This window comes from Methanolobus mangrovi (assembly GCF_031312535.1).
Classification (GTDB): domain Archaea; phylum Halobacteriota; class Methanosarcinia; order Methanosarcinales; family Methanosarcinaceae; genus Methanolobus; species Methanolobus mangrovi.
Window position 1 is genome coordinate 394,016 of the sequence record NZ_CP133594.1, and the last position, 12,885, is coordinate 406,900.

Here is a 12,885-nt window from a genome sequence, read left to right on the forward strand (position 1 = left end):
TATGAATTAAGCCTGAAAAAAGAAAAATAGTGAAAAGATGAATGATCATTCATCATCAGGGATTTCCATCTCCATTACAACGCCTTCACTGTCAGACATTGTAATCTTTCCATCCATAGCTTTCATTTCCGAGACCATATTGCCGTCTTCGTCGTAGGCTGTCCACATGAAGGTTTCCTCATTCTCATTGGACCAGAGATACTCGACTTTGACTATGCCGTTCTCGTCAGCTGTGTCAGTTTCGTAGACTGCCTGACACATCTCTATCCCATTAATAACTTCTTTACCTACTATTTCCATGGAAACGACTTCACCCGTGTTTGGATTAGTTGTAGTCCAGACAGATCCTACGGGACAATTTTCATCATCAGTACCTTCCGTATAGGTGACTTCGTATTCCTGGCCATCTTCATCCTCAATGGTAACGGTTGATGTTTCTTTATCGCTACACCCGGATACTGCAAGTGACAATACCAACAATACAAGAAATACAATCATTTTCTTTTGCATAAATATACCCCTTTTTCTTATAAAGTTAGATTTGTATCACAATTTAAAGGTATCGTTTTATTCAGATGTCGAATTTAATTATACAGCGTGAACAAGCCCACTACATATCCTAAATAGGCGGCTAGTATAACTCCACCTTCCCATCTTTGTAGCTTTCTTCCTGTGATTCCGAATATCACAAGAAGCACCATTATCAGGATCATAAGTGGAAAATCATATGCAAGAGATTGTGGGAGAATGGTCAATGGTCTTATCTGTGAAGACGCACCAAGGATAAGGGCAATATCCATTGTGTTTGCACCAAGTATGTTGCCTATGGAAATATCCTGATGTCCCTTTAGTGTTGACGAAACAGCAGTGATCAGCTCAGGGAGTGAAGTGCCCAGTGCAACCAGTGTGAGGGCAATTATCATCTCAGGAACACCAAGCCATTCTGCAATAGTTATGCCTGCATCAACGAGAATGCGGCTGCCTATGACAACAAGCATAGCACCTGCAATAAAAAGGAGAATATCCTTCTTTAGCTGGCTTAACGGTACTTTTTCTCTAACACCCTCATTTCCGTCAAAAATAGCGCGCTGAAGGCGGAAATTATAATACATGAATCCAAGGAATACCATCAACAACAGAATTCCGTCAAAAGGGGATACTACACCATCGTATGCCACAATTATAAGAAGTATTGCAGAGCTCAGCATGAACCCGCCTTTACGGGTGAAACTGTGAAGTTCTATCGGTATTGGCTTGATGATAATAACGGCACCTAATACAAGGCCTATATTGCATATGGCGGAACCGACAGCATTTCCAACTGTCATTTCTACATGGTTGAGGTAAGCTGCCATTGCAGAAACCGTGAATTCAGGTGCAGTAGTTGCAAAACTTACGATTGTTGCTCCTATAATTATCTTTGGGATACCACTTTTCTCAGAAATGGATACTGCAGATTCTACAAACCAATCAGCACCTTTTGTGATCATCCCCAGGCTTACAAGCAATAATACAACTGTCAAAAGCATGAGAGTCCATTATATTCCCATGAGATTTAAAAGTAAGTGCGAACAGAAAACAGAATAAAATAAAAAGAAGAAAGGGTTCAGAAAGAACCCTCTTAAGAGTTCATTCCAGTCCCAGCATGGTGACAGCTGCAACTATCAGTATGCCAAGACCCACCATTCGTACAGAATGCTTAATCATGCTCTGCTTTGCCAGTTTGCCGGAGTACATTCCAAGAATTGATAGAACTGATATGCTGCAAATGATTGCTGCTTCAAGCATGTGTTCATCAAGAAGTAAGAATGGAAGTATAGGGATAAGTGAACCGAAAAAGCTTGCTCCCCCGTGGAAGAATGAGTCACTCCATATCTTTTTCTTTGTATTGCGTTCTAGTATTGTGCTATTGAGGCTGCGAAGCAGGGGCTTTTCCAGTTCTGCCAGTTTACCGTATTCTACGGCACTTTCAGCAAGATATGAACCGACACCATTGGTAAGTGCCAGAGCAACAGCTCCACCCAGTGCTGCATTCATTACAATAGCGGGATCACTGGAAACATGGGATGTGCCAATTACCACACCTAATATTGCAAGTATGCCATCGATACTGCCAAGGATTATGTATCTGCCATGCTCAGTTTTAAGTTTAAAGCGTTTTGCCTTATAGCGATATGTTCTATCCATAATTATCTTCTATCCTAAAGTCAATTTAAAGATACACACAAAGCTTATTTTGTTTTCGGATATTACCAAGGTTAAACTTATTGCATATAATAAAAATAAAGACCCGTCAATCCACAGAGGAATGATCCTATGAAAGTTCACCCAAGATGTTCATATTGCCTGTTATCCAGGGTTCACCTGGAAGCAGAACTGTCAACTGATGACGAAGAGCTTATGCATAAAGCAATTCTCGGTGGTATAGAAGTATTGAATTCACTCTATCAGCCGGGAATGCCCGCAGCAGAACTGTCTACGCCTATGCACAGGAAAGCCTATGAGATTCTGAATGACAATGATCCATATCTTAAAATGAAAGAACTGAGCAGCAAGACCGCAGCCAGGTTCATGCCTGTCATACGTTCACATGTCTTTAACGGTGATGGTGACGATGTCGCTACATTCAAACGTTCAGTTCTTGCAGCTGTTATAGGTAACTATTTTGATTACGGTGTCATGGGACTTGAAGTACCTATTGATGTGTTTGATGAGACGTTTAAGGAACATTTCAAGCGTGGACTGGACATAGATGATACTGAGAAGATGCTGGATAAGCTCAGTAATGTTGTATATCTTGCTGATAATTGTGGTGAGATATTAATAGATACTCTTGTGTTTGAGATAATCAAAAAAATGGGCGGAAACATAACTCTTGTTGTCAGAGGTGCACCAATACTGAATGATGTGACAATGGAAGAGGTCAAAGAGTTCGGCATTGCTGAAAAGGTCGACCGTGTACTTACAACAGGTTCCAATGCTATAGGAGTTCGTTTTGAGGAAGCGCCACAGGAGCTTAAGGAAGCACTTGAGAATGCTTCACTTATCATAAGTAAGGGAATGGCAAATTACGAGACATTGTCAGAAGAGAATTATAGACCAATAGCATATTTACTTAAGGTGAAGTGTGATCCTGTGGGAGAGGATATCGGTGCACCTAAAGGCTGCTCAGTAGCCCGGTTACTTGAATAGGAGGAACATTTATGTGTGAACTGAAAGTAATTCTTATCAATGGCGAAACCCGTAACATGATAATGGAATCTGTTACGAAGATGGTCGTAGACGGGGAGAATATCGACCTGTATGGTATACTCGGGGAGAAAGAGACTGTAAAGGGGTCGATAAAAGAGATCAATTTTGGAACCGGGGAAGCTATTATACTTCACAAGTGATTTTTTGCGTTACTAAATATTCATTAATAATTTGAAGTCAAGTACAAATAATATAAGATAGGATGGAATCAAGATGTCAAAAGTAAAAGTTGCAATAAACGGATATGGTACGATTGGTAAAAGGGTTGCTGATGCTGTTACCGTTCAGGATGATATGGAGATAATCGGTATCGCTAAGACGAGGCCAAACTACGAAGCTTTCGTTGCGCATGACAAAGGCTATGATGTTTATACCCTTGCTGACAAGGTCGATGCCATGAACAAGGCCGGCATTCCTGCTGCAGGCACAGTTGATGACATGATAGCAAAAGCTGATGTCGTTGTTGACTGTACGCCAGGAGGAATCGGTGAAAAGAACAAGGCACTTTATGAGAAAGCAGGTGTAAAAGCTATCTGGCAGGGTGGCGAAGACCATGAACTTGCAGGCTGCTCCTTTAACGCAGAAGCAAATTATACTGAGGCACTCGGAAAGGACTTCGTAAGGGTCGTGTCCTGTAACACTACAGGCCTGTGCAGAGTGATCTATCCTCTTGACCAGGAATATGGTGTAAAGAAAGTAAGAGTAACACTCATGAGAAGATCAGCTGATCCGAACGATGTCAAGAACGGACCTATCAATGCTATCGTGCCAAACCCGATCAAGCTCCCTTCCCACCATGGACCTGATGTAAAGTCCGTTTTACCACACATTAACATAGCTTCAACCGCCGTGAAGCTTCCTACAACCCTGATGCACCTGCACACCCTTAACATTGAAATGGAAAAGGAATGCACTGCTGATGATGTCAAGGCATTGTTTGCAAAACAGTCACGTGTAAGGATGATAGGTCAGGGAATAGGCTCAACAGCAGAAATTATGGAGCTTGGAAAGGACCTTGGACGTCCAAGGGGCGATATGTGGGAGAACTGCGTCTGGGAAGACTCCGTTACAATGTATGAAGGAGAACTTTACTTCTTCCAGGCTATCCACCAGGAATCCGATGTAATTCCTGAGAACGTCGATGCTATCCGTGCCATGATGGAACTTGAGACCGATGGTGCAAAATCCATAGCAAAGACAAACAAGGCAATGGGACTTTAACATAAATTCAATCCATATGCATTGCACAAGTGATTTCCTGAATCTTTGTGATAGGATAGCCGATGCAGTGCATAAATCAATAAAGGGGCTTGTCGGCACACCTGAAGCCGGCAAGGTCCTTTACATTGGTGCGGATGGAACACCCACCAAACTAATAGATGATGTTTCCGAAAAAGCTATTTTTACATTACTTGAAAAGGAAAAGAACCCTTTCAGGGTTATCAGTGAAGAGGCAGGAGATAAGATTATAGGGAAGTCTCCAAAGTATACTCTTATCATCGATCCCATAGATGGGACATATAATGCATGTTCCGGAATTCCGTTTTACAGCCTGTCAATTGCCATTGCAGGAAATGATCTGAATGACCTTTGCTTTGGGTATGTAAAAAACCTGGCAACAGGGGATACATTCTATGCAGAGGTCGGGGTAGGTGCTTATCTTAATGGGATTAAGCTGAAAACATCAAAGAATTCAGAAGTCAACAGATTTTGCATGAGTATTTATGGCTATAGGCCTAATATTGAAGAAGCTGCAGTTCTATCAAAAAGTGTCCGCAGGGTAAGGGTACTTGGAAGTGTGGCACTTGAATTATGTTATGTGGCTGCTGGAAGAATTGATGCATTTACAGATGTCAGGGGTACAATGCGCACGACTGATGTAGCTGCTGGCAAACTCATTATAGAGGAAGCCGGGGGTATTGTTACCGACGGATGCGGTGAATCTTTAAAGCTGGAAGACAAAGTAATGAGCAGGGTTAGTGTAATTGCATCTAACGGACATGCACATGACATGATCTTAAAGCTTTCAACAGGGATAGTACATGAAAGTAAGTAAAATCGGAATTGTATCGCGTTTTGACCAGCAGGAAGCTCTTGATATGGTCAAAAATATCTATGATACTTTTAGTTCTAAAGTGGAAATAGTGCTTTCTCCCAAGACCGGGGAATACCTTGGTATTACAAAGAACTTGATTCCCGTTGAGAAAATGCGTGATGAAGGTGTGGAACTGATTATCTCTGTTGGGGGGGATGGCACAGTACTCAGGAACATCTCTAAAATGGATGATCCATTACCTCTGCTTGGGATTAACATGGGGACTCTGGGTTTTCTCGTGGATGTACCACCGGAAGATGCTATCAAGGATATTGAAGATGTGCTTAAAGGCTTCTCATATACCGAGCGCTCCCGGCTCAGTATAAACTTAAATGGAAAAAAATTGCCTGATGCGACCAACGAAATAGTGCTTATCACAGCACGACCTGCCAAGATACTCACTTTCAGGATATCGGTTGATGATTCACCGATAGAGGATATGAGGGCAGATGGTGTTGTATTTGCAACTCCTACAGGTTCAACTGCTTATGCAATGAGTGCCGGAGGGCCATTACTTGATCCAAGGGTTGATGCATCTATAATAGTTCCACTGGCTCCATTCAAGCTTTCCGCAAGGCCATGGGTGATACCTGGTGACAGCATCATTAAAGTCGAAATGACGATACCCGAGAAAGAGGCTGCAATTGTAATTGACGGTCAGCATTCTTACAGCATAAAAGAACATGATGTTGTCACACTTACGAAGGCCAAAAACCCGGCAAGGTTTGTAAGCAGCTCTATAAATGGTTTTTATGAGAAGGTTCAGAGCAAACTTACCTGATAAATAATAAAAGCAATAAATATCGCGCAACTGGTTCCATATATTGTCTTTAGTTATCTTTACAGGAAGAATAAATAATGGCTGCATACAACTGCCTTCTATTCACTAGATAAAAGTTACTCTTGGACATCTATATAAAAAATCCAAAATATCTAAAAATACCTAAATGTTATATAATGGAACTGGAATTTGACCAACAATCACAGGAGTCAATATTATGTCAGAAAGTAAAGATTACTCAAGAAACAAGCTTGTAGATTATTTGAATTTGCCACCTCTTGATATTGAGATTTGTGATGTGACACTGCGAGATGGTGAGCAAACGCCGGGAGTGGTCTTTACAAGGGAGGAAAAGATTGCCCTTGCTACAAAACTTGACTCTGTTGGCGTGGAAATAATTGAAACTGGTTTCCCTGTGGTATCTGTTTCAGAAAAGGAAACCGTTAAAGAAATCGCCAATATGGGACTTAATGCACGAACATGTTGCCTTTCAAGATCAAAACTGAGTGATGTTGAAGTCGCTGTTGATTGTGATGTTGATTTTATAAGCATATTCATTGCGATGTCCGATCTGCATCTCAAGTACAAATATCATAAGAGTTGTGAAGAGATGTTTTCCTGTGCTATGGAAGCTGTCGAATATGCAAAGGACCACGGTGTAGGTGTAAGGTTTGCAGCAGAAGATGGTAGCAGGACAGATGTAGAAGTATTGAAAACTGCTTTCAAGGCTGCTGAAGAGTACAAAGTTGATTATGTGAGTATTGCGGATACTATAGGTATTCTTACTCCGAGTACTACTCACTATCTTGTCAGTGAGATCAGAAAGACAGTAAAGACTCCTATTTGCATTCACTGCCATGACGACCTTGGTCTGGCAACAGCAAATACAATTGCTGCAGCAGAGGCAGGTGCCAAACAGCTGCACACCACTGTTAACGGCATAGGTGAGCGCGCAGGTAATGCTTCACTTGAAGAATTGCTTGTTTTGTTGAGGATACAATATGGTATCGACAGGTATGATACCACAAAACTGACTGATCTTTCGGCAATGGTAAATGAATTCTCCGGACTCAAACCTGCAGTCAACAAGGCGATTGTCGGGGAACATGCTTTTTCTCACGAATCGGGTATCCATGTATGTGCGATACTTGAAGAACCGCGTACATATGAATTGTTCAGCCCGGAAATGGTGGGTGGCAAACGTCATCTTATCGTGGGTAAACACACAGGTATGAAAGCTCTGAAAGGAATAGTAGGGAATATGGGCTATGAGCTTTCAAAGGAAGAACTTGGCACACTCCTTGACAGGATAAAGAACTGTACCGAGACTAAACATGGCATATCGCCATCAAAACTTGAATCGATGGTAATTGAAACAAAGAAGCATTAATAATCTATTAATGCATCTTTTTTGTTTCGTGAACTGCGCACGAATTCACCATCTTTAGCACCATTTCCGCTCTCTTCCTGTGGGTGCATATCATCATAGTAATTCATTTCATCGTTGTCGAGTATAATGACATAATCTGCTGAGTTTCTCAGGGCTGTTGAAAAACCAGGCTCGACACCAAAGATAATAGTCTCTTTGCCATGTTCGTTCGCTTTATTTAACAATGGTTTGAAATCTGCATCCCTCGTGACAAGTGCCATTGTATCAATAGTGGGATTGTAAACAAGCTCCATTCCTTCTACAGCAAGTCTGACATCAACATCACTGGAGCATATTATAGGTTCAAATCCATTATTCTCAATGGCTTCTACAAGTTTATCGGATGCATACTGGTTCAGGAATACTCTTCCGATCTTGACATTACCATATTCTTTCAGAACATCCCTGATCTCTTCAAGATTTACATTGAACTCTTTGCGCAATACATTTGGACCATCTACAAGAAGGCCAATGCTTCTTCTTCCTGTTTCTTTTTTAGTACTAAGATATTTGACAATAGAATTAAGTCCGGTTTTCACGTTAGCCATGATGCCTCACTATAATTATAATAATAATAAGATCGACTTTAATAGTCGTGTTCAATAATTTCTATAAGTGCAATATACGTTATAAATATTATTATGCAGGTTTCTAATATAATTTATTACAAAAACCCACTATCTCAATGATAGCTGCATAGCTTCAATTCAGTTCCGGTCACACTTTCCCATGCATTCAGTGTTCCAGAATTTCCGCTAGCGATTTCCTTGTTATGTTCGTTCTTGATATTGGGTTATCATCCAATATGAAATAGTTTACAAACCTCCCACTAATTCTCTTTCTTGTAAAAAGAATTTCTCCGCCATGTTTTATAAACGTATCCATTATTTCTTCAAACTGGATTTTCTCCATATCTGAAAGTTCTATCAGGCTTTCCCCATCAAGTATCCAGTTATAGACTTTAAGAAGTGTCACTTCACGTACCCTTTTGAGTTCCTCTGTATCCTTGAAATCATCAACGTATACTGAGCGTTTAAGTTGTGGTGACCAGCCTGCCAGCTTCTCCTGCATATCAATGAACTGGATCGGGATAACTTCATCTTCTTCCGGTCTTGGAAAAAGTCTTGCAAGATGATTTGCAGCTCCTGCCAGCAAGATCACCTTCTATAATATGTGTCGTTATATGATCCGTATCTTGCCTGCGCCCTTTTGATCCGGGATCCCATAAGCAAACCTATGAGAATTCCACTCAGGTGGGCAGTGTGGGCTATCATGTCATTTGAACCCAGCAGGACAAAATCAAACAATGCAAAGAGAATCAACGCATGAGTGATCTGCATTGGAATGAAGTATACATATACTCTGATATCAGGGGCAATTATTGCAAGGGCTGCAAAGACACCCATAATGGCACCACTGGCACCGACTACGGGAGTAAATGGTGTGCTGCTGGTCATTGAATATGCGATGGCAGCAACAAGACCTGCTGTAAAGTATACATATAGGAATACTTTTTTTCCAGCCCTTCTTTCAAGTTCAGGACCAAAGAAAAAGAGTACAAGCATATTAAAAAATATGTGTGTGAAATCTGCATGGATGAACATATGTGTTACTAATGTCCACGGATGTGACAGTATCAATGCAGGGACCAATTGGAAAGCCTGCTGATAACCGGGTATGATTATTTGCAATATAAAAGAAAATATGCAAAGATAGATGATTGCCATTGAAGGACTATTTTTCATGGAATAACTGATATTTCGGCCAACGCCTTTTACAGCACTTTTTGCTGCATATTTAGCAGTATTTTTCAAGGCATCCTTAAACACATCATCGGTTCCTGTGCTTCCATATCCGGGGCTACCGCTATAGGTCCTGTCCTGTTTGATCTGTTCCAGTCCTACGCAGGCATGTTGCTCAGGAAGTCTGTGCCTCGAACAAAAGTTTTTTCCACAAAAACGGCATTTAAAAGGTATATTTTCTTCTTTACCGCATATCCAGCATTTTTTGTCCAAATAGTTCACCATGATAATAATGCTTCTCTATGGTATACTGGCATCAAATAAAACTATTTCCAAGAAACATACAAAAAGAGAAAATATATTAACAAGAATAATCGTGACAGATATCGGAAAACTTATATGTGAAAATTGTATATTCATTTCATTCATTTACTCTAATTATATACTCTTTTTTGACAGAACCGTTATGTGAAACACTCTATATTAATCACCAATAATCGTGATAGATTCTGGAAACTTTTTTATATAGGGTGGTGTTATTAGAACATCTTACACAACAGTTTCAAAAATGTTACTAAATCAAAAAGACGTATTAATTAGTTATAATTTAGTGTTTTTTCGTAGCACTTCCACGCCTAAAAAGGAGGACAAAAAAATATGAGCGACATATCAACTGGACAATTTTCCATTGACGAACTGGAAAACGTTCAGATCACAATTGGCAAGATCGTAGGTGCCATTGAGAAAAAAGCGAAAGAAGAGGGAGTTGAAGTAGGACCTACTCCAAAGCCAGGTATCTCTGGCCTTAGGGACTGGGACCACAAGTTGCTGTCACGTTACCAGCCCGTTTATACTCCAGTCTGTGACCAGTGTTGTTACTGTACCTTTGGTAAATGTGACCTTACCGGCAACAAGGAAGGTGCATGTGGTATCAACATGGAAGCTCATCAGGCTCGTGAAACTCTTCTGAGGGTTATTACCGGTGCTGCTGCACACTCTGCACATGGACGTCACATCCTTCATCACCTTATCGATATTTATGGCCGGGATAAAGCTATAGATGTAGGTCCCTCAAACCTGATTGCACCAAACACTCAGGCAGTAACAGGTATCAAGCCGGAAACCCTTGGCGATCTGGAAGAAGTCATGAGCTATGTTGAGGAACAGATCAATCAGCTGCTTGCTACTATCCATGCAGGGCAGGAAGGGGCAGCTATTGACTTCGAGTCAAAGATCCTCCATGGCGGTATGCTTGACCATGTAGGTATGGAAGTATCTGACCTTGCTCAGATGTCATGTCTTGGGATGCCAAAGGCAGATACTGAAGCACCTCTTGTAGAGATCGGAATGGGTTGCATCGATGCAAAAAAGCCTGTACTTCTTGTAATTGGTCATAATGTTTCTGGTGTAACATACATTATGGATTACATACATGACCACAACCTTGATGATAAGATCGAGCTCGGCGGCCTTTGCTGTACTGCCATTGATATGACACGTTACAAGGTAGAGAACGGTGGCCAGCCAAGGGCCAAAGTAATCGGTACCCTTGCAAAGGAACTCAAGATGATCAGGTCTGGTGTACCAGATGTTATCGTTGTGGATGAACAGTGTGTCAGGGCCGATGTCCTTGAAGAGGCAAAGAAGCTCTCTATTCCTGTTATCACAACAAATGAGAAGATCATGTATGGTCTCCCAAACAGGTCGAATGACAGTGCAGCAGAGATCATTGAAGACCTTTCAACCTTCAAGGACCCGGGAGCACTTATCCTTAATTACGATACCCTCGGAGAGGTAGCCCCTGAACTTGCTATCAAGATGTCAAAGATCCGTGATGACATGGGTATCACTGCACTTCCAAGTGATGAAGAACTTCAGGAACTTTCCGAGAAATGTGTCCAGTGTGGTGCCTGTGAACTTGATTGTCCTGTCAACCTCCCGATAATGGCAGCCATGAAAGATGGTGTTGACAAGGACTTCCGTAAGTTCGAGGAACTCCATGACATCTGTATCGGTTGTGGAAGATGTGATCAGGCATGTCCAAAGGATATCCCTGTTCTCAACATGATCGAACAGGCTTCAAAGAAGCTCATCATTGAGGAGAAGGGATTGATGAGAGCCGGAAGAGGTCAGATAAGTGACCCTGAGATCCGTGAGGAAGGTGTCAACCTTGTTCTCGGTACAACACCAGGTATCATCGCAATGGTAGGATGTTCAAACTATCCGAACGGTACAAAGGATCTCTACAAGGTTGCAGATGAGATGCTCAAGAGGAACTACATCGTTGTTATGTCCGGATGTTCAGCAATGGACCTCGGTATGTACAAGAACGAAGATGGTCAGACCCTCTATGAGAAATATCCTGCAAAGTTCCTTGCCGGTAACCTCATCAATGTAGGTTCATGTGTATCCAACTCACACATCACAGGAACAGCTATTAAGGTAGCTGCAATTTTCGCTCAGAGAAATGTTACAGGTAACTACGAGGAGATTGCAGACTACATCACCAACCGTATCGGTGCTGTTGGTGTAGCATGGGGAGCATACTCACAGAAGGCTATCGCGATTGGTTCCGGATGTAACAGGCTCGGTATCCCCGTAGTTGTCGGACCACACGGTTCCAAGTATAGAAGGGCACTCATCGGTAAGCCTTATGATGAGGCAGCCTGGAAGGTATACGATGCAAGGGACGGATCAGAAATGCCTATCCCTTCCGCACCTGAGTTCCTGCTCACAACAGCTGAATCCATTGAGGAACTCTTCCCGATGCTTGCAAAGAACTGTATCCGTCCATCTGACAACAGTATGGGAAGGATGATCAAACTAACCCACTACATGGAACTCAGCCAGAAATATCTCGGTCACATGCCAGAGGACTGGTACAAGTTCGTAAGAACGGAGACAGACCTTCCACTTGCAAAGCGTGAGGAGCTTCTCAAGATCCTCGAGGCAGAGCATGGATGGGAGATTGACTGGAAGCGTAAGAAGATTATTTCAGGTCCTACAATGAAGGCAGATGTTTCCGCTCAGCCTACAAACGTAAAGAGACTCTGCAAGGGGGAATGTTAAATGGTAGATACAACCAAGAACACACTGATCTACTCCACTTATGGCAGAAAGATGGCAAAACCTGTAAACCCCAATGTTGCAGGCAAGATGCTTTCAAAGGCAAAAAGACCACTTCTAGTCGTAGGTTCTGAGATAGTGGACAATGAACAGCTTATTGAGAAAGTTGTTGCAATTGCAAAGAAGGGAATTCCGGTAGCAGCTACCGGACATTCCATTACAGCACTTGTGAACAAGGACATAGGTGCAAAGTACATCAATGTCCACTCACTGGGTCATTTCCTTGGTGATAAGAAGTGGACAGGTCTTGACGGGCAGGGTCCCTATGATACGGTTATTTTCATAGGGCACAAGAAATATTATCTTGACCAGGTTCTTTCAGGAATCAAGAACTTTACAGACCTCAAATCGGTTGCAATCGAAAGACATTATATGCAGAACGCTACACTGTCCTTTGGTAATCTCAAACCAGAGGTACACCTTGAGGCGCTTGACGAATTAATTGAGAATATTTAATTTT

At 41.8% G+C, this 12,885-nt stretch carries 14 protein-coding genes; 8 read left to right on the top strand and 6 right to left on the bottom strand.

Annotated elements, in window-relative coordinates:
• Positions 1-45 precede the first annotated feature (45 nt).
• The 3 genes from RE476_RS02065 to RE476_RS02075 all read right to left on the bottom strand — a co-directional run bounded on the left by RE476_RS02065 (position 46) and on the right by RE476_RS02075 (position 2,187).
• Entirely contained in the window at positions 46-510 is a 465-nt protein-coding gene (locus RE476_RS02065; protein WP_309308717.1) for a membrane-binding protein, read from the bottom strand.
• Positions 511-584: 74 nt separating this feature from the next.
• Complete coding sequence (locus RE476_RS02070; RefSeq protein ID WP_309308719.1) at positions 585-1,529, bottom strand: calcium/sodium antiporter; 945 nt, start codon at positions 1,527-1,529, stop codon at positions 585-587.
• A 100-nt stretch (positions 1,530-1,629) separates the two neighbouring features.
• Positions 1,630-2,187 (bottom strand): VIT1/CCC1 transporter family protein, encoded by a 558-nt coding sequence (locus RE476_RS02075; protein WP_309308721.1) that lies wholly within the window; start codon positions 2,185-2,187, stop codon positions 1,630-1,632.
• A gap of 129 nt (positions 2,188-2,316) precedes the next feature.
• On the opposite strand from RE476_RS02075, the gene RE476_RS02080 reads away from it, so the two are divergent.
• From RE476_RS02080 to RE476_RS02105, 6 genes are all read left to right on the top strand, one after another.
• Positions 2,317-3,192: a damage-control phosphatase ARMT1 family protein gene (locus RE476_RS02080; RefSeq protein WP_309308723.1), complete on the top strand. Its 876-nt coding sequence runs from the start codon at positions 2,317-2,319 to the stop codon at positions 3,190-3,192.
• Positions 3,193-3,203: 11 nt separating this feature from the next.
• Complete coding sequence (locus tag RE476_RS02085) at positions 3,204-3,392, top strand: CooT family nickel-binding protein (protein ID WP_309308725.1); 189 nt, start codon at positions 3,204-3,206, stop codon at positions 3,390-3,392.
• Between the two features lie 73 nt (positions 3,393-3,465).
• Complete coding sequence (locus RE476_RS02090) at positions 3,466-4,473, top strand: type II glyceraldehyde-3-phosphate dehydrogenase (RefSeq protein WP_309308727.1); 1,008 nt, start codon at positions 3,466-3,468, stop codon at positions 4,471-4,473.
• Between the two features lie 16 nt (positions 4,474-4,489).
• Complete coding sequence (locus tag RE476_RS02095) at positions 4,490-5,308, top strand: bifunctional fructose-bisphosphatase/inositol-phosphate phosphatase (protein WP_309308729.1); 819 nt, start codon at positions 4,490-4,492, stop codon at positions 5,306-5,308.
• On the top strand, positions 5,295-6,128 hold the full coding sequence (locus tag RE476_RS02100; protein ID WP_309308731.1) for an NAD(+)/NADH kinase: 834 nt from the start codon (positions 5,295-5,297) through the stop codon (positions 6,126-6,128). The genes RE476_RS02095 and RE476_RS02100 overlap by 14 nt, the downstream gene beginning before the upstream one ends.
• Positions 6,129-6,345: 217 nt before the next feature.
• The gene (locus RE476_RS02105; protein WP_309308733.1) at positions 6,346-7,518 is read left to right on the top strand and encodes a homocitrate synthase family protein; all 1,173 of its coding nucleotides are present in this window, start codon (positions 6,346-6,348) and stop codon (positions 7,516-7,518) included.
• Here the strand turns inward: RE476_RS02105 and RE476_RS02110 are convergent.
• The 3 genes from RE476_RS02110 to RE476_RS02120 form a co-directional block, all read right to left on the bottom strand.
• On the bottom strand, positions 7,515-8,105 hold the full coding sequence (locus RE476_RS02110; protein ID WP_309308735.1) for a TIGR00288 family NYN domain-containing protein: 591 nt from the start codon (positions 8,103-8,105) through the stop codon (positions 7,515-7,517). The genes RE476_RS02105 and RE476_RS02110 overlap by 4 nt on opposite strands.
• Before the next feature lie 187 nt (positions 8,106-8,292).
• Positions 8,293-8,712, bottom strand: a complete 420-nt coding sequence (locus tag RE476_RS02115; RefSeq protein WP_309308737.1) for a hypothetical protein — start codon at positions 8,710-8,712, stop codon at positions 8,293-8,295.
• 2 nt (positions 8,713-8,714) lie between these two features.
• The gene (locus tag RE476_RS02120; RefSeq protein ID WP_309309546.1) at positions 8,715-9,581 is read right to left on the bottom strand and encodes a rhomboid family intramembrane serine protease; all 867 of its coding nucleotides are present in this window, start codon (positions 9,579-9,581) and stop codon (positions 8,715-8,717) included.
• Positions 9,582-9,956: 375 nt separating this feature from the next.
• On the opposite strand from RE476_RS02120, the gene cdhA reads away from it, so the two are divergent.
• Both cdhA and cdhB read left to right on the top strand, forming a co-directional pair.
• Complete coding sequence (gene cdhA, locus RE476_RS02125; RefSeq protein ID WP_309308739.1) at positions 9,957-12,368, top strand: CO dehydrogenase/acetyl-CoA synthase complex subunit alpha; 2,412 nt, start codon at positions 9,957-9,959, stop codon at positions 12,366-12,368.
• The gene (gene cdhB, locus RE476_RS02130) at positions 12,369-12,881 is read left to right on the top strand and encodes a CO dehydrogenase/acetyl-CoA synthase complex subunit epsilon (protein ID WP_309308740.1); all 513 of its coding nucleotides are present in this window, start codon (positions 12,369-12,371) and stop codon (positions 12,879-12,881) included.
• The last annotated feature ends 4 nt before the right edge of the window (positions 12,882-12,885 follow it).

Excerpts from the sequence above, each read along its gene's own strand:
- RE476_RS02065 (WP_309308717.1), bottom strand. The coding sequence starts at position 510 with ATGCAAAAGAAAATGATTGTATTTCTTGTATTGTTGGTATTGTCACTT.
- RE476_RS02070 (WP_309308719.1), bottom strand. The coding sequence starts at position 1,529 with ATGCTTTTGACAGTTGTATTATTGCTTGTAAGCCTGGGGATGATCACA.
- RE476_RS02075 (WP_309308721.1), bottom strand. The coding sequence starts at position 2,187 with ATGGATAGAACATATCGCTATAAGGCAAAACGCTTTAAACTTAAAACT.
- RE476_RS02080 (WP_309308723.1), top strand. The coding sequence starts at position 2,317 with ATGAAAGTTCACCCAAGATGTTCATATTGCCTGTTATCCAGGGTTCAC.
- RE476_RS02085 (WP_309308725.1), top strand. The coding sequence starts at position 3,204 with ATGTGTGAACTGAAAGTAATTCTTATCAATGGCGAAACCCGTAACATG.
- RE476_RS02090 (WP_309308727.1), top strand. The coding sequence starts at position 3,466 with ATGTCAAAAGTAAAAGTTGCAATAAACGGATATGGTACGATTGGTAAA.
- RE476_RS02095 (WP_309308729.1), top strand. The coding sequence starts at position 4,490 with ATGCATTGCACAAGTGATTTCCTGAATCTTTGTGATAGGATAGCCGAT.
- RE476_RS02100 (WP_309308731.1), top strand. The coding sequence starts at position 5,295 with ATGAAAGTAAGTAAAATCGGAATTGTATCGCGTTTTGACCAGCAGGAA.
- RE476_RS02105 (WP_309308733.1), top strand. The coding sequence starts at position 6,346 with ATGTCAGAAAGTAAAGATTACTCAAGAAACAAGCTTGTAGATTATTTG.
- RE476_RS02110 (WP_309308735.1), bottom strand. The coding sequence starts at position 8,105 with ATGGCTAACGTGAAAACCGGACTTAATTCTATTGTCAAATATCTTAGT.
- cdhA (WP_309308739.1), top strand. The coding sequence starts at position 9,957 with ATGAGCGACATATCAACTGGACAATTTTCCATTGACGAACTGGAAAAC.
- cdhB (WP_309308740.1), top strand. The coding sequence starts at position 12,369 with ATGGTAGATACAACCAAGAACACACTGATCTACTCCACTTATGGCAGA.